This window comes from Paenibacillus algorifonticola (genome assembly GCF_000971975.1).
Lineage (GTDB): Bacteria > Bacillota > Bacilli > Paenibacillales > Paenibacillaceae > Pristimantibacillus > Pristimantibacillus algorifonticola.
In genome coordinates this window covers 14556-35178 of the sequence record NZ_LAQO01000053.1, presented here as the reverse complement: position 1 = coordinate 35178, position 20623 = coordinate 14556, and the positions used below count along the sequence as shown (strand labels likewise).

24 protein-coding genes and 1 tRNA gene are annotated in these 20623 nt (G+C 46.9%); 7 read left to right on the top strand and 18 right to left on the bottom strand.

From position 1 onward, the window contains the following. Nucleotides 1–208 precede the first annotated feature (208 nt). A complete protein-coding gene (modA, locus tag WH37_RS31315) occupies nt 209–1087 on the top strand; it encodes a molybdate ABC transporter substrate-binding protein (RefSeq protein ID WP_046234589.1) in 879 nt (292 codons plus the stop codon). Continuing rightward, a complete protein-coding gene (modB, locus tag WH37_RS31310; RefSeq protein WP_046234588.1) occupies nt 1084–1758 on the top strand; it encodes a molybdate ABC transporter permease subunit in 675 nt (224 codons plus the stop codon). The genes modA and modB overlap by 4 nt, the downstream gene beginning before the upstream one ends. Before the next feature lie 92 nt (nt 1759–1850). On the opposite strand, the gene WH37_RS31305 is transcribed toward modB, so the two are convergent. Next, complete coding sequence (locus WH37_RS31305; RefSeq protein WP_052737365.1) at nt 1851–2162, bottom strand: metal-sensing transcriptional repressor; 312 nt, start codon at nt 2160–2162, stop codon at nt 1851–1853. 13 nt (nt 2163–2175) lie between these two features. Continuing rightward, a complete protein-coding gene (locus tag WH37_RS31300) occupies nt 2176–3540 on the bottom strand; it encodes an MATE family efflux transporter (RefSeq protein WP_046234586.1) in 1365 nt (454 codons plus the stop codon). Between the two features lie 61 nt (nt 3541–3601). Between WH37_RS31300 and WH37_RS31295 the strand changes: the two genes are divergently transcribed. Together WH37_RS31295 and WH37_RS31290 are read left to right on the top strand one after the other, a co-directional pair. After that, on the top strand, nt 3602–3871 hold the full coding sequence (locus WH37_RS31295; RefSeq protein WP_143088522.1) for an ArsR/SmtB family transcription factor: 270 nt from the start codon (nt 3602–3604) through the stop codon (nt 3869–3871). Between the two features lie 67 nt (nt 3872–3938). Further along, nucleotides 3939–5126, top strand: a complete 1188-nt coding sequence (locus WH37_RS31290; protein ID WP_143088525.1) for an MFS transporter — start codon at nt 3939–3941, stop codon at nt 5124–5126. A gap of 250 nt (nt 5127–5376) precedes the next feature. Here the strand turns inward: WH37_RS31290 and rpsR are convergent, their stop codons facing one another. The 3 genes from rpsR to rpsF are packed head-to-tail and all read right to left on the bottom strand — an operon-like array spanning nt 5377 to nt 6554. Next, a complete protein-coding gene (gene rpsR, locus WH37_RS31285) occupies nt 5377–5661 on the bottom strand; it encodes a 30S ribosomal protein S18 (RefSeq protein ID WP_046234583.1) in 285 nt (94 codons plus the stop codon). 18 nt (nt 5662–5679) lie between these two features. Further along, nucleotides 5680–6231, bottom strand: coding sequence for a single-stranded DNA-binding protein (ssb, locus tag WH37_RS31280; RefSeq protein WP_046234582.1), 552 nt, complete (start codon nt 6229–6231; stop codon nt 5680–5682). Between the two features lie 38 nt (nt 6232–6269). Beyond that, nucleotides 6270–6554, bottom strand: coding sequence for a 30S ribosomal protein S6 (gene rpsF, locus WH37_RS31275; RefSeq protein WP_046234581.1), 285 nt, complete (start codon nt 6552–6554; stop codon nt 6270–6272). Between the two features lie 259 nt (nt 6555–6813). Here rpsF and WH37_RS31270 point away from each other — a divergent pair, with 259 nt between their 5' ends. Both WH37_RS31270 and cntE read left to right on the top strand, forming a co-directional pair. Beyond that, the gene (locus tag WH37_RS31270; RefSeq protein ID WP_046234580.1) at nt 6814–6996 is read left to right on the top strand and encodes a YjzC family protein; all 183 of its coding nucleotides are present in this window, start codon (nt 6814–6816) and stop codon (nt 6994–6996) included. A gap of 442 nt (nt 6997–7438) precedes the next feature. Next, complete coding sequence (gene cntE, locus WH37_RS31265; RefSeq protein ID WP_082111096.1) at nt 7439–8686, top strand: staphylopine family metallophore export MFS transporter CntE; 1248 nt, start codon at nt 7439–7441, stop codon at nt 8684–8686. Nucleotides 8687–8809: 123 nt separating this feature from the next. On the opposite strand, the gene WH37_RS31260 is transcribed toward cntE, so the two are convergent. The 5 genes from WH37_RS31260 to WH37_RS31240 form a co-directional block, all read right to left on the bottom strand. Next, nucleotides 8810–8900 (bottom strand) — tRNA-Ser (locus WH37_RS31260). A 60-nt stretch (nt 8901–8960) separates the two neighbouring features. Continuing rightward, nucleotides 8961–9176 (bottom strand): hypothetical protein, encoded by a 216-nt coding sequence (locus tag WH37_RS31255; RefSeq protein WP_046234579.1) that lies wholly within the window; start codon nt 9174–9176, stop codon nt 8961–8963. Between the two features lie 180 nt (nt 9177–9356). Continuing rightward, nucleotides 9357–9599, bottom strand: a complete 243-nt coding sequence (locus WH37_RS31250) for a DUF951 domain-containing protein (RefSeq protein WP_046234578.1) — start codon at nt 9597–9599, stop codon at nt 9357–9359. Continuing rightward, nucleotides 9589–10464 carry a mechanosensitive ion channel family protein gene (locus WH37_RS31245; protein WP_046234577.1) on the bottom strand — a complete coding sequence of 292 codons (876 nt, stop codon included), beginning with the start codon at nt 10462–10464 and terminating at the stop codon, nt 9589–9591. The genes WH37_RS31250 and WH37_RS31245 overlap by 11 nt, the downstream gene beginning before the upstream one ends. Before the next feature lie 13 nt (nt 10465–10477). Beyond that, nucleotides 10478–10717 (bottom strand): putative Se/S carrier protein, encoded by a 240-nt coding sequence (locus WH37_RS31240; RefSeq protein WP_046234576.1) that lies wholly within the window; start codon nt 10715–10717, stop codon nt 10478–10480. Between the two features lie 116 nt (nt 10718–10833). Here WH37_RS31240 and yyaC point away from each other — a divergent pair, with 116 nt between their 5' ends. Beyond that, nucleotides 10834–11436, top strand: coding sequence for a spore protease YyaC (gene yyaC / locus WH37_RS31235; protein ID WP_046234575.1), 603 nt, complete (start codon nt 10834–10836; stop codon nt 11434–11436). Between the two features lie 29 nt (nt 11437–11465). On the opposite strand, the gene WH37_RS31230 is transcribed toward yyaC, so the two are convergent. From WH37_RS31230 to mnmE, 8 genes are all read right to left on the bottom strand, one after another. Beyond that, a complete protein-coding gene (locus WH37_RS31230; RefSeq protein WP_046234574.1) occupies nt 11466–11948 on the bottom strand; it encodes a DUF4446 family protein in 483 nt (160 codons plus the stop codon). A gap of 27 nt (nt 11949–11975) precedes the next feature. After that, entirely contained in the window at nt 11976–13148 is a 1173-nt protein-coding gene (locus WH37_RS31225) for an aminotransferase class V-fold PLP-dependent enzyme (RefSeq protein ID WP_046234573.1), read from the bottom strand. 108 nt (nt 13149–13256) lie between these two features. After that, nucleotides 13257–14123, bottom strand: coding sequence for a ParB/RepB/Spo0J family partition protein (locus tag WH37_RS31220; RefSeq protein ID WP_046234572.1), 867 nt, complete (start codon nt 14121–14123; stop codon nt 13257–13259). Continuing rightward, nucleotides 14104–14877, bottom strand: coding sequence for a ParA family protein (locus WH37_RS31215; RefSeq protein ID WP_046234571.1), 774 nt, complete (start codon nt 14875–14877; stop codon nt 14104–14106). The genes WH37_RS31220 and WH37_RS31215 overlap by 20 nt, the downstream gene beginning before the upstream one ends. A 221-nt stretch (nt 14878–15098) precedes the next feature. Next, on the bottom strand, nt 15099–15920 hold the full coding sequence (gene noc, locus WH37_RS31210) for a nucleoid occlusion protein (RefSeq protein ID WP_046234570.1): 822 nt from the start codon (nt 15918–15920) through the stop codon (nt 15099–15101). A gap of 577 nt (nt 15921–16497) precedes the next feature. Further along, nucleotides 16498–17223, bottom strand: a complete 726-nt coding sequence (gene rsmG, locus WH37_RS31205; protein WP_046234569.1) for a 16S rRNA (guanine(527)-N(7))-methyltransferase RsmG — start codon at nt 17221–17223, stop codon at nt 16498–16500. An 11-nt stretch (nt 17224–17234) separates the two neighbouring features. Further along, nucleotides 17235–19121 carry a tRNA uridine-5-carboxymethylaminomethyl(34) synthesis enzyme MnmG gene (gene mnmG / locus WH37_RS31200; protein ID WP_046234568.1) on the bottom strand — a complete coding sequence of 629 codons (1887 nt, stop codon included), beginning with the start codon at nt 19119–19121 and terminating at the stop codon, nt 17235–17237. Nucleotides 19122–19185: 64 nt separating this feature from the next. Beyond that, nucleotides 19186–20565, bottom strand: a complete 1380-nt coding sequence (mnmE, locus tag WH37_RS31195) for a tRNA uridine-5-carboxymethylaminomethyl(34) synthesis GTPase MnmE (protein WP_046234567.1) — start codon at nt 20563–20565, stop codon at nt 19186–19188. Between the last annotated feature and the right edge of the window lie 58 nt (nt 20566–20623).

Sequence of the window (20623 nt, the reverse complement as noted above, 5' to 3'; positions counted from 1 at the left end):
TAATTGCAGGATGCGTAAATGAACGAGCTTTCCCTGACCCTGAATAACCGAGTTCACATCACATTAAAATATAAGCTAATCCGTCCTCAGAACTTTAGAAAGTCTTATATTTCAAATATCCCATCTCCCTTTACAGTGGAATTGATGCCAGTCTATAATGATATTTAGTTATAAATAGATATAATAAACTATATTTGGAGGAGAGTTTATGTTTACACAATTCAAGAAACCTGCTGTACTCTTTTTTATGCTGGCTGTGCTGCTTGTATGCGCGGCGTGTGGCGCGAACAATACCGGAACGGCTGCAACGGATACAAGCACGAGCAGTCCTAGCGCTGCTGTTGTAGAATCAGCATCGCCGCAAGCGAGCGAAGCTCCTGCACCTACCGAGACAGTAGATTTAACGATTTCTGCTGCTGCCAGCTTGACGGATGCCCTGCAAGAAATTAAGCAAGCTTATGAAGCTGCAAATCCATCCATTACCTTGAACTTCAACTTCGGCGCTTCCGGTGCATTGCAACAGCAAATCGAGCAAGGGGCCCCGGCTGACCTGTTCCTTTCTGCTTCTTCCAAAAACCTGAAGGCACTCGTTGAAGGAGGCTTTATTGCTGAAGACCAGCAAAAGAAACTGCTGGCCAACGAACTCGTTATTGTGACGGGAGTTGACAGCAAAGTTAAAGTAGCAGCTATTGCCGACCTCAGCCAAGATACCCTTGGTAAAATCGCAATCGGTATTCCAGAAAGCGTTCCTGCTGGCAACTATGCGATGGAAGCTTTGACGAACGCTAAGCTGTGGGACAGCCTGCAATCCAAGCTTGTCCAAGCGAAAGACGTGCGCCAAGTGCTGCAATATGTAGAAACAGGCAATGTAGACGCTGGTTTCGTCTATCGTACAGATGCTTTGACGTCCGATAAAGTTACAATCGCCGCTACTGTTGACCCAGCAACTTACACGCCAATTGTATATCCAATCGGTATTGTGAAAGAAACAAAGCATCAAAGCGAAGCAAAAGCTTTTTACGCTTACCTGCAAACAGCAGATGCAATGAACGTATTCATTAAATACGGGTTCTCCGCAGCGCAATGATTGGGGCAGGCATAGATTGGCCCGCATTTTGGACGCCGATCCGGCTTTCTCTACAGGTTGCCTTACTATCGAGTGTTGTAACCCTTTTGCTTGGAGTCCTTATTGCAAGATGGATGTCGAGAGCCCGATTCAAAGGCAAGCTGCTGCTTGAAACGCTATTCATGCTGCCGCTCGTACTGCCGCCGACGGTCGTTGGTTTCCTGCTGCTTGTATTGCTCGGCCGCAGAGGCTGGATGGGCAAGCTGATTGAATGGGTGTTTCATGCTCCGATCATTTTTACCTGGTGGGCGGCGGTTATCGCTTCCGTTGTCGTGGCCTTCCCCCTCGTCTACCAGACGATGAAGGTTGGCTTCTCAGGGATAGATCATCATCTGGAGGATGCGGGCCGCTCCATGGGCGGCAATGAATGGCAGATTTTTCGCTACATTACGCTGCCGCTTGTATTCCCTTCTCTCATCAGCGCCTATATACTCGGGTTCGCCAGAGCGCTCGGTGAGTTCGGTGCTACGCTCATGATTGCTGGCAACATTCCAGGTGTTACCCAGACAGTACCAACCGCGATCTACGTCGCCGTAGACGGGGGAAACATGGCAATGGCTTGGGCATGGACGATTGCCATTGTTCTGATTTCCTTCCTCATGCTGGCGCTCACCCGCAGAAAGACCGAATAGCCGTATAGAAAAAATAGGCATAAAACAAGCCGTGCTTCTCTGCAGCAGAGAAACACGGCTTGTTTTACTGTTTACTATTTATCCGTTATTGGCTAGCGTATAAAATGCTCCAGCGCCTTATTCAAATCCTCCAGCGTTTTCTTCTCCCCATGGTGAATGGCATCCACCACACAGCTCTCCAAATGATCCTTAAGCAGCAGCTTGGCCGCATTATCGAGCGCCTTGCGCACCGCTGCGATCTGCAGCAAAATATCAGAGCAGTCACGGCCATCAGCCGTCATTTCCTTTACCGATCGAACATGTCCCTCAATACGGGCTAATCGATTAATAATTTGTTTGCGATGCTTATGCTCATGCGTATGCGTGTGTGTATGTGTATGTGTATGTGTATGATCCTGCTCCAATGCACATCCTCCTCTATTCACCTTGAGCGATCGTCTGTTTCGCCTGCAGCCGAGACTTGAAACGCTGCAACAAATAAACAGATCGCATCAGTTGATCAATTGCGCTGACCAGCCAGACGCCTGCGATACCCATCTGAAAATGCAAGCACAGCACATAAATGCCCAGCACTCGTATTCCCCATATACCAATGATTGTACTATACATGGGGCTCTTCGTGTCGCCTGCCCCTTGCAGAGCTCCTGCAATGACTAAGCTTATTGCCAGAAACGGCTGAGCAAACGCGTCAATTCCAAGGGCAGTACGAACCATTTCAACGATGACGATGTCGCCTGTAAACCAACTTGCAGCTATTCCTGAGCCAAGCCAGAATACAATGCCGATTAAGGTCATGAACACAACAGCTATCCACGCAGTTAGCAGCCCATATTCATAGCTATCCCGCGTTCGCCCCGCTCCCAATTGCTGACCGACAAGCGTTGTAGCCGCTACTGCCAAGCCATAACCAGGCAGATAAGACAGAGCAATTACATTGCCTGCTATCAAATGCGCAGAATATACTTCGGTACTAATGCGAATAACGAGGCCTAAATAAAACATTTGTCCTACACGCATAATCAGCCGTTCTGCGGCAGCGGGCAATGATAAGGTTAATAGCGGATACGTATAGCTCTGCGCAGATTGTTTTTTAAATAGGGAAAAAGAAAGCTTCGATTGCTGTATGTATTTGTACAATACCACTGTTCCAATGACGCGGACAATGGACGTCGCCCAGCCCGCTCCGGCAATGCCCCAGCCCTGCCAGCTTCCAATGCCAAATATGAGCACGTAATCCAGCACAATATGAATGAGATTGACCCATATGCCAACGACCATCGGTGTTCTCGTATCGCCTCCAGAACGCAAAATGCTGCCGAAGATCGCCATAAGTGATATAAACAAGGAAGGCACCGCTACAATTTGAAAATAGACGACCCCATGTGCCAGAATATCAGGGGCTGCCCCCATTAAGCGCAAAATGGACTCTGCAAAAAATAAGCTAACGATGCCCAACAATAAGCCTGTAAACGCCGATATCCATGTCGACTGCCTTGCAATAGCCTTAGCTTTAGTGAAATCCCCAGCTCCTACTGCTCGGGCAATTAGTGAGGAGGTGCCAATTCCCAAAGCCATAAACAATGCTATATAGACGGCTATAACGGTATTGCCAACTCCAACGGCAGCCACCTCATTCAGACCGATTCTAGACACAAATAACGTATCGATAAATCCAACTATAGTGAGCAAAAAGTTCTCAATCATCGTCGGTACAGCAAGCGCCAAGATGATTTTTATTTTTTCTCGCCGTGTCGTAATTCCGGCCTGATGCGCTTCCAGCATCACATCTCCAGCCTCCTGTCCGTTTAGCATATTCCCCTCATCTTATCCCCCTAGGGAGGTTATTGTAAAGAAAATCCCACCTAATCCCTTCCTAAAATTAAAGCTTTACTTAACACGTTTCAAAATCGCCCAACTGCTTGCCAAGCATCCTGATCAATGCTGCAGCATGCTTGGACAGCAATTAGAGATGGTTGCAAGCTCTACGCTTTCCCACCATTTGAAGCAGCTGTCCGAATGCGGCCTGCTAAAAATGCGCAAGGAAGGTACGTTTATTTACTACAGCGCGGATATGGACGTTATACAGAAATACGCTCCTTATTTGCTGGCGTAATTTTTTTGATTTTAATTTCTATATTTTTAGAAATATAAAAATATAAGTGGAGAGGACTATCATCATGCTGTCAAACACGTGGAAAATTTATTTGCTTGCTTTAATTAGTTTTTTGGTTGGAACTTCGGAATACGTCATTGCAGGGATATTGGATAAAATCGCGGAGGATATTGGCGTATCAGTCAGTGCCGCAGGCCAGCTCATCACGTTCTTCTCGCTTACTTACGCACTTGGCACCCCTATTCTAATGGCCATGACGGGACGTATTGAGCGCCGCAAGCTGCTCATGTATGCGATGGTCGTCTTCGTGCTTGGCAACTTGCTTGCCATCGCTCTGCCAGGCTTCGGCTATTTCATTGCCGCACGCATCATTATGGCGCTTGGGGCAGGCGTCGTCGTTGTAACGTCACTAACGCTTGCTACAAAAATGGCACCGCCGGGCAAACAGGCCAGCGCACTCGCTACCGTCGTAACTGGGTTTACTGCCGCGCTTATCATCGGCATTCCAATTGGCCGTATGGTAGCAGCCTCTTATAACTGGAAAAGCGTCTTCGGTGGCATCGGCGTACTCGGTTTGCTTGCCATCATTATTATTGCATTTGCTATTCCACGATACGATGGCGAGTCTTCTGTACCGCTGCGCGAGCAGCTGGCCCTGCTCAAGACTCCAAAAATAGCCGCTGCTCTAGGTGTCACTTTTCTATGGATAGCCGGCTACTCGATTCCCTATACGTACATTTCGCCCTACCTTCTGCAAGTCACTTCTATGAGCGAAAATACACTAAGCATCGCTTTGTTCGGATTTGGGGTAGCCAGCCTAATTGGCTCCAAGCTAGGCGGCTACAGCACAGATAAATGGGGCGTGAAGCGTACGTTAATGGGAGGCATGCTCGTTCATGCTGCTGCTCTGCTGCTCATTTCCTTCAGTGCCAGCTCTTCCGCTATTGTTTTCCTTCTGCTTATGCTGTGGTCATTTGCTGCTTGGTCATCCGGACCTACACAGCAATACAATTTGCTGACGCTTGCTCCGGGCGCATCGAGCATTATGCTCAGCCTAAATACTTCAGTACTGCAGCTGGCGATGGCTGTCGGTGCAAGCGCAGGCGGACTAATCGTCGCCAAAGTCTCTTTGCCTAGCATTACGTGGATTGGCGCATTCGGCGTCTTGCTTGCTGTGATTTTGATTGTGCTTTCACGCAGACTATCCGGCAATCGCGAGCAAGTGTCCGTTCCTGACGTCGCTCCACAAGCTTGAAATAACATGAAATGACTTGAAATGATTAGTAATGTATTTGCAAAGTTCTCTTCATCTTGCTTTAATAAACAACCTCTATACTTGTACTCAACCCCCCTTTTAATTAATATAAATGCTTAGACCCACAGCAACGGGCTGTGGGTCTCTTTTTGTCTTGTATTTTTCCCGCTTCAATCATCCATCTTAAGTATGCATAAAAAAGAAGCCTGCAGAGACGAATCTCGGGCAGGCTTCTTTCGAATAGAAAGATCTATTCTGTTGTGTACGGCAGCAATGCTACTTGGCGCGAACGTTTGATCGCGATAGTCAGCAGGCGTTGGTACTTTGCGCTTGTTCCAGTTACACGACGTGGCAAAATTTTGCCGCGCTCGCTGATAAACTTTTTAAGCAGGTCCGTGTCTTTATAATCAACTTTAGTGATTTTGTTCACGGTGAAGAAGCAAACTTTACGGCGTTTGTTACGTCCGCCTTTGCGGCCGCCGAATTTGCGTTCTGGACGCTCTCCGTCTCCGCCTTCTCTTGGCTTAAAGCTCATTCGAATCCATCCTTTCAATTAAAATGGCAAATCATCCTCAGATATATCGATCGGTCGACCATCATCCGAGAACGGATCACGGTTGTCGTTACGTGAGTTGTTACTGGAGCGGCCGCTATTGTTATTGCTGTTGTTGCTGCTGTTATAGCCGCCTCCGCCTCCTCCACCGTTACCGTAGGAAGAACCGCCTCCGAAAGAACCGCTTCCGCCGCTCACGCCACCGCTATCTTCACGCGCTCCGCCCGCATCCTTGTTGGATTCCAAGAAACGGACGTTGTCAGCGATTACTTCCGTCACATAGACGCGCTTGCCTTCGTTGTTCTCGTAGTTCCGAACCTGAATGCGACCTTCAACCGCCGTTAAGCGGCCTTTGCGCAAGTAGTTGGCGCATGTCTCGGCTAGCTGGCGCCACGTGACTACCGGAATGAAATCCGCTTCACGCTCGCCCTGACCGCTCGTAAACGGACGGTCAACTGCTATTGTAAATTGCGCAACTGCAACGCCAGCAGGCGTATAACGCAATTCAGGGTCTCTCGTCAATCTACCAATAAGTATTACACGATTCAACATCGTCTCTGACCTCCCAATCGATCAATCCTTGGCTTCAACTAAGCTACGTCTCTGACGACCAAGAAGCGGATAACTTCATCCGTAATCTTCAGGATACGGTCAAGTTCGTTAACGACTTCCGTAGTTCCGTTGAAATGAACCAGAACGTAGTATCCCTCACGAATCTTGTTGATCTCATACGCAAGACGGCGTTTACCGCTAACATCTTGTTTCGTAACTTCTCCACCATTGGAGATGATGCCATTAAATTTCTCAACGACAGCTTGAAGAGCTTCTTGCTCAACATCAGGACGAACAATGTACATCACTTCGTATTTGCGCATTATGTTTCACCTCCTTTTGGACTAACGGCCCCATAAATGGAGCAAGGAGCGAGGTTCTTACTCGCATCCTCTAACTATACCAAATATATAGCCCAAAAACAAGCTTCGATTTCCTCCCGTTATCTGGTGTTCATGAACATCCGGTTCTAGGCTCATATTAATGTAGCAGGCAGTTGAATTTATACTGCTTGCAGGCTTATGTCGTAACGGCATAACGGCTTAAATGTCAATCTACATCATGTACAGGAGGTAAATTAAAATGGGCGAAGGAACGTTGTTTTCCGCTGGCGATAAGGCACCGAATGATGCCACTTACATCGAGGATGGCGTCAATTCCTTTCATCAAGGCATTCAAAATCCGCAGAAGGTGAAGCTGAGCAAAGGCCAGCGCTTCCCGGACAACACGAACCATGAACGCAAATGGAAGCGAATGGGCCATTAAATTTCAAACCGCATGTATAGCTTTCGCTCAGCGTGGGCATTCTATTTTTGACGGTGTGAAGAGAGGTGTGGTTCCGTTGGACTTCATAGTGCAAGGGCTGCTACAAGAGGAATTTGTCCACTGAGCTTTAGAAGCGGAGGGTTGTGCCAAAGACAATGTCCGTAACACACGCACACTTGTCCATTTCCAAAAGTAAAGCGGTATATGCCGCCTGCCAAAAGAATGGACAGGTCAGTTAACGAATACGCAGCAGCGGAAACGTTGGTACTGATTGAACAGTGATTGCTCCCATGTTTCTGTTGCAAAGTAGTGTGAAAAATGTACTCAATCGATCAAACACCGTCAGGAGAAGGAGCTCGCAAGAGCTCCTTTTTCGTGTTTATTTTTTTCATTATAAAATGCCCGTTCCATGGTAAAGTAATCAGAGTACGAAGTTTGTAGTATGGATTACAATTTACAGCAATTGATTTGCACAAAGGTGGGTATTATTTTGCATTCTGTAACGGCGAAGCAGCATCCTTCCTCTGCTTCATTTATTCGCTTATATGTTTTGGCCTTTTTCTTTTTCGCTGCCAATTCGGCTTTAACGATTATTTTGCCGCTCCGAAGTGAGGCGGCTGGCATGAATCAGGCGGAAATTGGTTTAATTATGGGGGCCTATATGTTTACGTGCATGCTCCTCCGACCTTTTGCCGCACAGCTAATTGGACGTTATGGCCCGCTTTCCGTTATGAAATGGCTGCTTTGCGCCCATGCTGTCCTACTTTTCATTTATACCGTTAGCGGAACGGAGCAATACTTATGGCTGAGAGCGCTGCAGGGAGCCATTACTGCTTTTTTCTCTATGACCATGCAGGTGGGAATTGTTGAATCGTTGGAAAATAAAGATCGCGCCCAGGGGTTGTCCATGTACACCTTGTTTACGATGGTCCCTTCACTCGTTATTCCGATCGCCGCTTTACAAATATGGCAAAACAACAGCGAGCTGTTATTTGCATTGCTTATGATCGTACTGGCTGCCGGCCCCCTGTTTATCTTCTACCGCGCGGCGCTTCCGAAACGGACCGTACAGGATAAAACCTATACGCTTCGCGATATGGCTGCGTCCCTCGGTACGATTTGGAAAAGTCCGCCCTTGCTCATTAGCAGCATCGTTATGCTGCTGGCCTCCTGCGTGTTTGGGGCAACCGCGACCTTTCTTCCTCTGTTTATGCTTGCCGCTGGCTCTGGGGACGCAGGTGTATATTTAACTATACAGGGCCTGGTCGTCATCACATGCCGCTTTGTTTTGCGCAAAAAAATACCGTCCAATGGCAGCTGGAATACATGGCTCATGGCCGGGATGCTGTTGTCTGCTGCGCTTGGGAGCCAACTGCTCGCCATGCTGGACATCGTAGGCACTTTTGTATACGTGTCAGCCGTATTTAATGGCTTCGCCGTGGCGCTGCTGTATCCAACGCTGACGACCTATCTCTCTTTTATTTTGCCGGAGAAAACCCGCTATGTGCTGATGGCGATTTTTTTATCGTCCTACGATCTCGGCTTTTCCCTTGGCGGATTCGCAATGGGCATTTTGCTGCAAAGCAGCTCTTACTCTGCCATGTTTACTTGCTGCACCCTACTGTCTGTAACAGCTGCACTGATTATCATCCTGTCCAAAAGAACGATGGAAGCGAAGCCAGCCCCTTAAGGAGCTGGCTTCTTTCAAGACAAGCACAACAAAAAAGGCTGATTCCCGTTTGAAACAGGAATCAGCCTTATCATATTTAATCTATAATATTACAATCGCCGTAACAGCGCATATATGCGAGAATGGCGGAGAAGGTGGGATTCGAACCCACGCACGCTTTGACACGCCTAGCTGATTTCGAGTCAGCCCCCTTGGGCCTCTTGGGTACCTCTCCGCATATAAGAAGATCTTATCATATTTGCTGCCTGGATGCAACCAAAAACCTCTTATATTTTTATGCCGTTTGCGTAAGTCGATTCGTCCCCACTTGCAGCCTTGCATTTCCGTAAAAATGCTGCTCAATCGGCGAGAATTCTCGAAGCACATCGTTTTTTCCGCGAAAAGCGAGCGGAACCCGCTCCACCATTCGATGCAGCCGCGACTTCATGCCGTTTGGCAGCCACGAGACAAGCCGCAACGAGCGCGGCTCGCCATTTTCCGAAAATTCCACACATTGGATTCTTTCCTCCACTCTCTCCTGATCGCTAAGACATAGTATTTCTAATGACGTCCGCCTTGTTTCCGAACTGTAAACAATGGAAATACCGAGAAAAAACAAAAAACCTCCATCACCTTTAAATAAAAGGCTGGAGGTCGTTCATTTCCTTCATTATTCATTCCGTAAACGATTTTAATGTGATTCCGGCTCAGACTGGGCCGGCGCTTGCCCACCATCAGCAGAAGCGGTGGAACGAAGCACTTTTTTCATATTTTTCTCAAATTTCGCCCGAGGTATTAATACACTGTGCTTACAGCCTACGCATTTAATACGGATATCCATGCCCATTCGAATAATTTCCATTTCATTCGAACCGCAAGGATGCTGTTTTTTCATCTGGACGACATCACCAAGCTCAAATTGCTTACGCTCCATTTCTTTCTCCGCTCCTCTCATCGCGATGATAGGTAACCATGCGTGGATACGGCGTATCCATACCGTTCTCAACCAGCGCTTTCTTCACCTGCAAGTTAATCTTTCTGGCCAGCGCATGCTGGGTATTAGGCAAGCATTCCGCAATAATACGAATTTTTATGTCCGATGCGCCCATTAGCTGAATGCCAAGCACTTCCGGCGGTTTGGCGAGGTTTTCATCTTCCAGCTTATCTACCGTAGCTTGAATGATGTTCGTCGCCCGATCTACATCTTCCTCATAACCGATCGAAACGTCCACGACGGCTACAGAATTGCGTAAGGAGAAGTTCGTCACCTCATTAATCATGCCGTTCGGAATGATGAAAATTTCCCCTGTCCAGCTGAGCAGCCTGGTCGTACGCAATCCAATAACCTCGACCGTCCCTTTAAACTGTCCGGCTTGAATAACATCGCCTACGGCAAACTGGTCCTCCAAAATAATAAAGAAGCCAGTAATAATGTCCTTCACCAAGCTTTGCGCGCCAAATCCAATAGCCAAACCTACGATTCCGGCACCTGCGAGCAGCGGCCCCAGTTGAATGCCCAGCTCCGACATTAACAGCATGCCGCCAATTAGATAGCAGGCGTACATGACGATATTTTTGAGCAGCCGTCCTACCGTGACCATCCTTCTAGCCTGCACCGGCAAACGACTCGTTTGTTTATTTGATAATATACGATCAATCGATTTATTGACAATCCATATAATCAAATGCGTAATAACAATAATGAGCGCTATCCGAATGGCAGATTCGCCGAAGCGCTGCCAAGTCTCCACATTCGTCAACCACTCCATGAAGTTTTTGTACATGTTTAGCGTATTCAAGAGCTATTTCCTCCTACGGATTCACTTGTTCATATCCCAAATGAATAGGTCTAAAAATCCCTCTTATTTCAACTTTCTCAGACACAATGACTTGCTGCACCGTATCCAAATCGTCCTCTGGAAAATGAATGGACAAGGCACAACCTGCTGTAATCTCTTTAGGGGTTGGACAAATATCTATTTCAATTTCCGCATATTCGAGCAGCATTTCCGCGCGCAATGCCTGCTGTGTGGAATCAAAGGCAATCAACATAAGCCAGTTTTCTCCTCTCCCTCTTTTTACGCAACGTAATCAGTGGGTTTATGACGTATAAAATGGTTGTCCCATCCATATACTAGATAACATATTAGCTATAACGGAGGGATTCTATGAAACTTTCTTTTTTGAAAGATGCGCCTTTGAAAGTTCCGCATACCGATACCAACGCCATGACGTTAATCGTAAACCGCCTCTCCCTTATGCTCAATGAGCTTTCAGGCGCCAGGCCGCTCATCATTGTATGTGTGGGCACCGACCGTTCAACGGGCGATTCACTCGGCCCCATAATCGGAACCTCTCTCGCAAAATACAACAGCCCTTACTTTGCTTTATACGGCACGTTGGAAGAGCCGGTTCACGCAATGAATCTGACCGATACACTGGCACTTATCCATCAAAACCACCATAATCCATTCATCATTGGTATTGATGCTTGTTTAGGACAAGTTTCCAGCATTGGCTCCATTCATATTGGGACGGGTCCGGTACGCCCTGGAGCCGGTGTTAATAAGGAGCTCCCGCCTGTGGGCGATATGCATATTACCGGCATTGTGAATGTGGGCGGTTTTATGGAATATTTCGTGCTGCAAAATACCCGTCTGCATCTTGTCATCAAGATGGCCGACCTTATTGCTTTCAGCCTTTTCTCCGCTATAATGGGCAGCAATCGTGTCATGCTTCAAACTAGGGAGCAAGCCGCCTCAGCCGAATGATGCAGCCTCCAGCTCTAGGCTCGTCCTTTTTATTTCGCTTTCGCAACCGCCTGCAGCTCTTCCGGCGTTAACGGATACGTTGATTTCCCGCCCTCTATCGGCTTGGCATACACATAAGCACTATCCCTGCTATGAATACTCGACATGACGACTCCGTCTTGCGCCGCATTTACAATCGCGATGGAGAAGCTAAGGTCGCTTCCTTGCTCCGAGAACGCATTATAGCGAATAACACCCAAGCGTCCCTTCTCCTCAAGCTGGCGCCGTTCCAGTTGTTCCAGCTGCGCCTCTACTGCTCTCGAATGCCGCGCATGCTCGGCTATTTCCTGCTTCAACCCAATAACGACTTCTTCAATATTCGTAACACCCGTATTCCCCATAACCTCGACGTACTGCTTGCGCAGTTTTTTGAGCCTTCTTCCAAGCGTTATGACCCAAATTAAAATAATAAAAAGCAGCAGTACCAGCAATGCCAACAAGCCGTATAAAGGGTTGTTCATCCAATCATTCATGTAAACCTTTCCGCCCCCAGAAATAAATTAAATTTTATATTGTGTACGTATTTCACGTACAGCATCAACTAGAGCACTCACTTCCGCTTCCGTTGTAAAATAGCCCACACTCGCTCTAACAGCTCCCGTAGCCATCGTACCTGCACAAGTATGGGCAAGCGGCGTACAATGAAAGCCTGCACGCACAGCGATCTGGTAATGCTGGTCTAAAATAAAAGACATCTCCGAAGGATCCACGCCTTCCGCCACAAAAGAAACCATGCCTGTCCGCTGCTCTCCAAGCTTCGGTCCAAGCAGCCTGACTCCTTCTATCGCAGATAACCCCTCCATCATCTGCTGAGTAAGCGCCCATTCCTTAGTATGGATTTTATGAACCGTCTCATTCAGAACATATTCCACGCCTGCCTTCAAACCTGCTAGACCGGGTGTATTTTGCGTCCCCGCTTCATAACGATCTGGACGCACATGAGGCTGCTCAGCCGCCTCAGATTGACTCCCAGTGCCTCCATGCAGCATCGGGACAAGGTCCAGCTCCGGATGGATGTACAAGCCTCCTGTGCCCTGTGGGCCGAGCAGCCCTTTATGTCCAGGGAATGCAAGCATATCAATTCCCATTGCTTCAACATCGATCTCCAAAACCCCCGCACTTTGAGCAGCATCCACTAGCAGCTTCACGCCTCTTTGGCGGGTAAGCTCACCGATCTCAGCTAAAGGAACGATGGTTCCCAGCAGGTTTGAGCTATGGCTCACGATAACCAGCGTCGTCTGCGGTATAATCGCATCTCGAACTTGATCAACCGTTATATTCCCCTGTTCGTCTGCCTCTACGTAGGTGACCTTTATCCCGAGTGACTGCTTCAAAAACTCCAATGGCCGCCTTACGGAATTATGTTCAATTCCAGTAGCAACTACATGATCGCCCTCTTTGATATAACCTTTTATCGCCATATTCAAAGCACCTGTCGTATTGCCTGCAAAAGCAATGTCATTAGGGTTTTTCACCCGAAACAGCTTAGCTAGCTGCTTTCGAGTATCAAACAACACACGGCTCGCACGAACAGCCATCCGATGACTGCCTCTTCCCGGGTTAGCTGCATCATGCAGCATAGCATGCTGAACTGCTTCAATAACCGAGTTAGGTTTCGGCCATGACGTTGCAGCATGATCTAAATAAATGATTTTTTCACGATCAGCATTCATCATCCATCCACTCCCACCATCACTAACATATCTTCTCATAACAATAGCATACCTTAGTTTAATCTTCAGGATCAAAGATTACACCTCGGGTATGCTATCTTATCAAGACTACGCCATGTATTGAAGCATCTCCAGAAGCCGTTCCAAGTCCTGTTTATTATAATATTGAAGTTCGATCTTACCTTTTTCCTTTTGCTGCTTAATCTTTACAGTTGTTTTGAATCGTTCTCTGAGCGACTCCTCTAAGCTTTCAATATAAGGGTCACGCTTCTTCGTTTTGCCTTTCGCCTGTTTGCCATCATTGTTTTCCTCATCCTTCATCGACTCCAGCTTCTGAATCGCTTCCTCCAGTTCACGTACACTCCAGCCCTGATTGATAATGAGTTCGGCCAATTCTAGCTGCACTTTTAAATCCTTAATACCTGCAAGTGCACGGGCATGTCCCATGGAAATTGTTCCACGTGAAACATTGTCTTTAATAGACTCTGGCAATGCCAGCAATCTCACGAAGTTAGCAATATGCGATCTGGACTTGCCAACTTTCATAGAAAGCTCTTCTTGTGTTAATTTGAACTTGTCCATTAAGTTCTGATAAGCTATCGCCACTTCTATCGCATTCAGATCTTCGCGTTGCAAATTTTCAATCAGCGCAATTTCCATAACTTGTTGATCCGAGAAAGATCTGACAACTGCAGGAACGGTCGTGTTGCCGCAAAGCTGCGATGCTCTGAATCGGCGTTCCCCTGCAATAATCTCGTAGCCCTTCATTACAGTACGAACAATAATGGGCTGAATGACACCATGCTGCTTAATCGATTCGGCCAATTCTTTTATAGACTGCTCATCAAATGTTTTCCGTGGTTGGTAAGGGTTCGGTCGCAATTGCGTAATTGCAACTTCTATGACTTTATCATCATCGTTTACCGAAAGCGATGGAATAAGCGCATCCAGACCTCTACCTAGCCGCTTGCTCATACGTAATCACTTCCTTCGCCAGTTCAAGATATACTTCTGCACCCTTCGATTTGGGATCATACGTAATGATCGCTTGTCCATGAGAAGGCGCTTCACTTAAACGCACATTACGTGGAATAATCGTCTGGTATACCTTCTGTTGAAAGTATTTCTTCACTTCCTCAATAACCTGAATACCTAGATTCGTTCTGGCATCGAGCATCGTGAGCAATACGCCTTCAATTTGCAGCGTCGTGTTTAGATGCTTTTGTACTAATCTCACCGTATTCAGCAGTTGGCTCAAGCCCTCCAGGGCGTAATATTCACATTGAATCGGAATGATGACCGAATCAGCAGCGGTCAAGGAATTAATCGTTAATAATCCTAAAGATGGCGGGCAGTCAATTAAAATATAATCAAACTCATCCTTTAATAAATGTAGCGCTTTCTTTAAACGGACTTCTCTGGAAATAGTTGGAACTAATTCAATCTCTGCTCCAGCAAGTTGAATCGTAGCAGGAATGATTTTCAGCCCAGGAATTTTTGTATCTGCCATTGCTTCCTGCGGATGGATATCATTAACAAGCACATCATAAATACAGCTTTCAACATCCGCCTTGTTAATACCTACTCCGCTAGTCGTATTGCCTTGCGGATCAATATCAACAAGCAGCACCCGCCTGCCGAGCGTCGCCAGACAAGCACCTAAATTAACTGATGTCGTCGTTTTGCCGACGCCACCCTTCTGATTCGCTATTGCTATAATTTTAGACAAGTCTTTCACCTCTATACTCTGTGTAAAAGCTATTAACAAAGAAGCAGTACAAGCGGTAACCGTCCAGTAGAGGGACATCGCATAGTAGTAAGTAATATTAGCATAAATGGATTCGCCGCCCTCAGCAAGCAGCGAGGACGGCAGCAGTTAAATCTATTATCGCATTTAATAGTATCTACATGCAAATGAGGATTTACGAGTCCCTTTAACGAATCATACGCTTAACGTTTAGGAATGTGAATCACTATTTCATAATGATCTTCGTGATCCTTCTCATTTGTCTTAATTTGCAAACCGGAGCCTGACACCATCTCAATAGATTGTCTAATCGTATTAAGAGCAAGCCGAACATCTTTCGTAAAAGATACCCGTTTTGCTTTTTTGGCTTTGACTGTCTCATTCAGAAAAGCGATCCGAATTTCCGTTTGTTTTACATTGAGTTCTTTGGAAATAATCTCTTCCAGCACTTGAAGCTGTAGTTCTTCAGTAGGCAGGACCAACAACGCCCGTGCGTGACGCTCTGTAATTTTACGCTCCATCAACGCACTTTTAACTACATCGTTAAGTGCCAGCAATCTTAGCTTGTTGGCAATCGTTGATTGGCTTTTGCCCAATCTTTGCGCCAAGCTCTCCTGCGTCAATTGATGCAGCTCAATCAGCTTCTGATAAGCAACAGCCTCTTCAATAGCCGTTAAATTTTCCCGCTGCAAATTTTCGATTAACGCGATTGACGCCGTTTGCGAGTCATTAAACTCACGAATAATGCCTGGTATCGTATCATAACCGAGCTTCGTTACAGCACGCCAACGACGTTCTCCCGCAATAATTTCATAGCGGTTATTCCGCATCCGAACGACGATAGGCTGAATAATGCCGTGCGTCTTAATCGTCTGGCATAACTCGTCAATTCGTTCATCATCAAATATCGACCTTGGTTGAAATGGACTCGTGTCGATTTCATTAACAGGAATTTGTTTAACCTCTTCATTGTTGTTGCTGCGTTGGTCATTCAAACCAAACAAACGAGAAAGTTGTTCTTTCATTTTTCCACTACCACCCGATCAAGAAACGGCCCCATCAGCAGAGCCCGCTTCAAAGATGTGCTGCCAAATAACAGTCTTGCTTGTATTCTGTTCCACTTCAATCGAGACAATCGGAAATTGTTACATAAGCCTACAAATGGTTTTGCATATAAAGGAAAACGATCCATCTGCTTATCTGACTATTTATGACTTACGCCTTGAAATAGCAGCAGATGTTACGTGTCTAGCTTATCTATGCTTACTATTAAGGTGAAACGGCTGTCTCCGTCCTTTGACGGCGCGGCGCGTTTCATTCCGAGAAATATAAGCAGCATATAGCAAAACCTTATGCCTGCTTATATTTTTAAAAATGTGTGCTGCTCTGCAAAAATACAGAACGGCCTGCTATTTTGTTCTCTCTATTTATTTCTACTTGCGCCTAAGTATTTCCTGCTTGACAGCCTTGAATGCCAAATAAAAATACAAGCAGAAATCTGGAAATAGCAAGCAATGTTTCACGTGAAACATCCTAAACTTACCATTTCCACTTATCTGCCTCAATCTTAAAATCTATAAACATGGATCGTATAAATCGTATTTACAAAATAGGCTGTTTTAGCGGTGTTCCCGCTTTACGAGGATATTTGCGCGGAGTAGCTTCTCGTTTCTCAATCAGCACAATATGCCGTTCGGATTGTTCAAATGGTAAAGTGAAGCTATGTTCAGAACGAACAGCAGCTTTCAGCTCCTTCAAGCTGGTCCCCGCTTCCCGAACCTCTTCCTCACTTTGCGAACCTTTCATCGCTGCGAAAAGGCCGCCCTTGCGTACAAATGGCAAACAAAACTCATTCAGTACATTCAGGCGAGCAACAGCTCTTGCTGTTACCAAGTCATACGCATCACGATGACCTTGCAGTCTGCCGACATCCTCGGCACGGCCATGAACACAGCTGACATCGTCAGCAATACCCAGCTGCTCTGCTAAAGCATTAAGAAACTGGATACGTTTATTCAAGGAGTCGACAATAACAATCTTCAAATGCGGGAAGCAAATTTTAAGCGGGATGCTCGGAAAACCTGCGCCGGAGCCAATATCGGCTATTTTGCTGATTGCTTCCATATCGATAAAGAAAGAAAGGGAAACAGAATCATAAAAATGCTTTTCATATACAGCTTCACGTTCTGTTATACCGGTCAAATTCATGCGTTCATTCCATTCGACCAATAAGCGATAATACGTATCGAACTGATCAAGCTGATGCTGGGATAAGGTTATTCCTCGCTCTTGCATCAACTTTGGAAACCATTCTATCGTCTGTTCCATCGTTTGTTCTTCTATCCTCTCGCCGCTACAACGCGGTTATAATGCTCCAAATAAACGAGCAGTATGGAAATATCGGCTGGTGTAACGCCAGCTACCCTGGAAGCCTGACCGATGGATAACGGCCTGATGTCCGACAGTTTTTGCTTCGCTTCAGAAGCAAGTCCTTGTACCTCTAAATAGTCGATATCATCCGGTATCCGTTTTTTCTCCATTTTGCTCAGTCGTTCAACCTGCAATAACTGCTTCTCGATATATCCAGCATATTTAATTTGAATTTCGACCTGCTCCTTCATTTCCTCTGTCAAAGCAAGCTCTGAAGGTATAATGCTTTCCAGCATCGCATACGTAATTTCCGGCCGGCGCAGCAACGATAACGCATCTACAGTAAACGGAATTTCAGCTGATTCCGCAGCTTTTAATACGGGCTGTGCTTCTTCTGGTTTCACTTTCGTCGTACGCAATCTCTCAATTTCTTGCTCAACCAATGCTTTTTTATTCAAAAAGCTTTCATAACGCTCTTCCGAAATCAAACCAATCTCATAGCCAATCGGCGTCAGACGCAGGTCAGCGTTGTCATGGCGAAGCAGCAAGCGATATTCCGCACGGGAAGTCAGCAGCCGATAAGGATCATTCGTCCCCTTCGTTACAAGGTCATCAATCATTACGCCAATGTAGCCTTGCGAGCGTGCAATAATGACGGGCTCTTTCCCTTGAACTTTACGGGCAGCATTAATGCCTGCAATAACACCTTGACCAGCCGCTTCCTCATAACCGGAAGTACCGTTGATTTGTCCAGCTGTGAATAACCCGTCAACGACTTTTGTCTCAAGTGTTGGCCAAAGCTGCGTTGGTACAACCGCATCATATTCAATCGCATACCCATTGCGCATCATTTCAACTTTTTCCAAACCTGGGATTGATCGTAAAATACCTAATTGGACATCCTCCGGCATGCTTGTGGAAAGTCCTTGTACATAATACTCCGACGTATGCAGCCCTTCCGGCTCCAGAAAAATCTGATGCTTCGGCTTATCGGCAAAACGTACAATTTTATCCTCAATCGATGGGCAATATCTTGGGCCCGTGCCTTCGATTGCTCCCGAGAACATTGGCGCACGATGCAAATTATCGTTGATGATTTTGTGTGTTTGCTCCGACGTATAGGTCAGCCAGCATGGAAGCTGCTCATTATTGGAGGAAATCGTCTCATGCGAGAAAAATTTCGGCTGCTCATCGCCGGGTTGAATTTCTGTTTTTGTAAAATCGATCGTATCCTTGTGCACGCGTGGCGGCGTACCGGTTTTGAATCGCACCAGCTCGAAGCCATGCTCCTTCAGGCTCGCAGACAGCTTCAGCGACGGCTGCTGGTTATTCGGGCCGCTCTCATACATTAACTCGCCCATAATGATTTTACCGCGCAAATACGTGCCTGTTGTCAGGACAATCGTCTTCGAGCGATAAATCGCGCCTGTTTTCGTCACAAGCCCTACAATTTTGCCTTCCTCCACCAACAGCTCCTCGGCCATTCCTTGGCGCAGCGTCAGTTTTGGCGTCTCCTCAATCGTCTTCTTCATTTCATGCTGGTAGGCAAACTTATCCGCCTGTGCGCGAAGCGCGTGAACCGCAGGCCCTTTGCCTGTATTCAGCATCCGCATTTGGATAAAGGTTTTATCAATATTGCGGCCCATTTCTCCGCCTAAAGCGTCCAGCTCACGTACAACATGCCCTTTCGCTGGTCCGCCAATCGACGGATTACATGGCATGAATGCCACCATATCCAAATTAATCGTCAGCAATAGCGTCTCACAGCCCATACGCGCTGCCGCAAGCGCAGCTTCGCTGCCTGCATGCCCCGCACCGATAACAATAACGTCATATTGCCCTGCTTCGTATCCCATTCCAAGTACCTCCCAAAGCGCTGCTAGCCTGATGGATGTTCGTCCGGAGGCTATTGATCGCTTATTATTTGCCCAAACAAAATTGTGAAAAGATTTGATCAATCAATGAATCGCCGACGGCATCCCCGATAATCTCACCAAGTGACTCCCAAGCAGAGCGAACGTCAATCTGCATCACATCAATTGGAATACCTGCCTCCGATGCCGCAATACCATCAAGCAGCGACTGCTGCGCCCGTTTCAATAAAGCAATATGCCGGACATTACTAACATAGGTCAAATCGCCGGAATCCAGCTTTCCTTCGAAAAACATCCCGCTAATCGCCTTCTCCAAATAATCCAGTCCCGCTTCCTGCAGTACTGACATCCGGACAATCGCTTCTGGGCTGAAACGCTTTTCGATTTCTTCCATGTCGAGCTTGCCCGGCAGGTCGGTTTTATTAATGACCAATACAACCTGGCGGCCCGCCATTCGGTCCAGCAGCTCACGGTCATCGGCATGCAGCGGCTCATTATAATTCAGCACGAATAAAATAAGATCGGCTTCCGCAAGCGCCGTATGCGACCGCTCTACCCCAAGCTGCTCGACGAGATCGCTCGTCTCGCGAATGCCTGCCGTATCCAGCAGCCTCAGCGGGATATGGTTAAGCGTTACATATTCCTCTATAACATCACGCGTTGTGCCGGGAATATCGGTCACAATCGCTTTATTTTCCTGCGCCAGCATATTAAGCAATGACGACTTGCCTACATTTGGCCTGCCGACGATTGCCGTCATAATACCTTCTCTTAATATTTTGCCTTCATTTGCTGTTTTTAAAAGCTTAGCGATTTCATCCAGCGCAATTTGGCTTTGATCACGAATATAAGCAGTCGTCATTTCCTCGACATCATGCTCAGGGTAATCGATATTTACTTCAATATGCGCTAGCAGCTCAATGACCGTCTGCCGGAGCGCTTTAATCCGCTTGGACAGCAAGCCTTCTGCCTGCTTACGCGCAATGGAGAAAGCGCGATCCGACTTTGAACGAATAAGATCGATGACCGCTTCCGCCTGCATTAAATCAATGCGCCCGTTCAGAAAGGCCCGCTTCGTAAACTCGCCAGGCTCAGCTAATCGCATATCTTCCTGCATCAGCACGACATCGAGCACCTTCTTAACCGCCACTACGCCGCCATGAGCATTGATTTCCACCACATCCTCGGCTGTAAAAGAACGCGGCCCACGCATAAGCGTCACCAGCACCTCTTCAATCTGCTCGCCTGTAGCCGGATGAACGATATGCCCATAATGCACCGTATGGCTGTCTGCTTCGCGCAGATCGGTTCGGCTCTGAAATAGCGCAGCTGTCCCCGCAATTGCATTCGGACCGCTTATGCGGATAATGGCAATACCGCCCTCTCCAACAGCGGTTGAAATCGCGGCTATCGTATCTTGTATCATTGTGTTCAGCACCTCTCAAATGGAAAAACAGCAATGACCACGGGAGCCATTGCTGCGA

Coding starts and splice junctions, on each gene's coding strand:
- modA (WP_046234589.1), top strand. CDS start 209: ATGTTTACACAATTCAAGAAACCTGCTGTACTCTTTTTTATGCTGGCT.
- modB (WP_046234588.1), top strand. CDS start 1,084: ATGATTGGGGCAGGCATAGATTGGCCCGCATTTTGGACGCCGATCCGG.
- WH37_RS31300 (WP_046234586.1), bottom strand. CDS start 3,540: ATGCTGGAAGCGCATCAGGCCGGAATTACGACACGGCGAGAAAAAATA.
- rpsR (WP_046234583.1), bottom strand. CDS start 5,661: ATGAGCTTTAAGCCAAGAGAAGGCGGAGACGGAGAGCGTCCAGAACGC.
- ssb (WP_046234582.1), bottom strand. CDS start 6,231: ATGTTGAATCGTGTAATACTTATTGGTAGATTGACGAGAGACCCTGAA.
- rpsF (WP_046234581.1), bottom strand. CDS start 6,554: ATGCGCAAATACGAAGTGATGTACATTGTTCGTCCTGATGTTGAGCAA.
- WH37_RS31270 (WP_046234580.1), top strand. CDS start 6,814: ATGGGCGAAGGAACGTTGTTTTCCGCTGGCGATAAGGCACCGAATGAT.
- cntE (WP_082111096.1), top strand. CDS start 7,439: ATGGATTACAATTTACAGCAATTGATTTGCACAAAGGTGGGTATTATT.
- WH37_RS31250 (WP_046234578.1), bottom strand. CDS start 9,599: ATGGAGCGTAAGCAATTTGAGCTTGGTGATGTCGTCCAGATGAAAAAA.
- WH37_RS31240 (WP_046234576.1), bottom strand. CDS start 10,717: ATGTTGATTGCCTTTGATTCCACACAGCAGGCATTGCGCGCGGAAATG.
- yyaC (WP_046234575.1), top strand. CDS start 10,834: ATGAAACTTTCTTTTTTGAAAGATGCGCCTTTGAAAGTTCCGCATACC.
- WH37_RS31230 (WP_046234574.1), bottom strand. CDS start 11,948: ATGAATGATTGGATGAACAACCCTTTATACGGCTTGTTGGCATTGCTG.
- WH37_RS31225 (WP_046234573.1), bottom strand. CDS start 13,148: ATGAATGCTGATCGTGAAAAAATCATTTATTTAGATCATGCTGCAACG.
- WH37_RS31220 (WP_046234572.1), bottom strand. CDS start 14,123: ATGAGCAAGCGGCTAGGTAGAGGTCTGGATGCGCTTATTCCATCGCTT.
- noc (WP_046234570.1), bottom strand. CDS start 15,920: ATGAAAGAACAACTTTCTCGTTTGTTTGGTTTGAATGACCAACGCAGC.
- rsmG (WP_046234569.1), bottom strand. CDS start 17,223: ATGGAACAGACGATAGAATGGTTTCCAAAGTTGATGCAAGAGCGAGGA.
- mnmG (WP_046234568.1), bottom strand. CDS start 19,121: ATGGGATACGAAGCAGGGCAATATGACGTTATTGTTATCGGTGCGGGG.
- mnmE (WP_046234567.1), bottom strand. CDS start 20,565: ATGATACAAGATACGATAGCCGCGATTTCAACCGCTGTTGGAGAGGGC.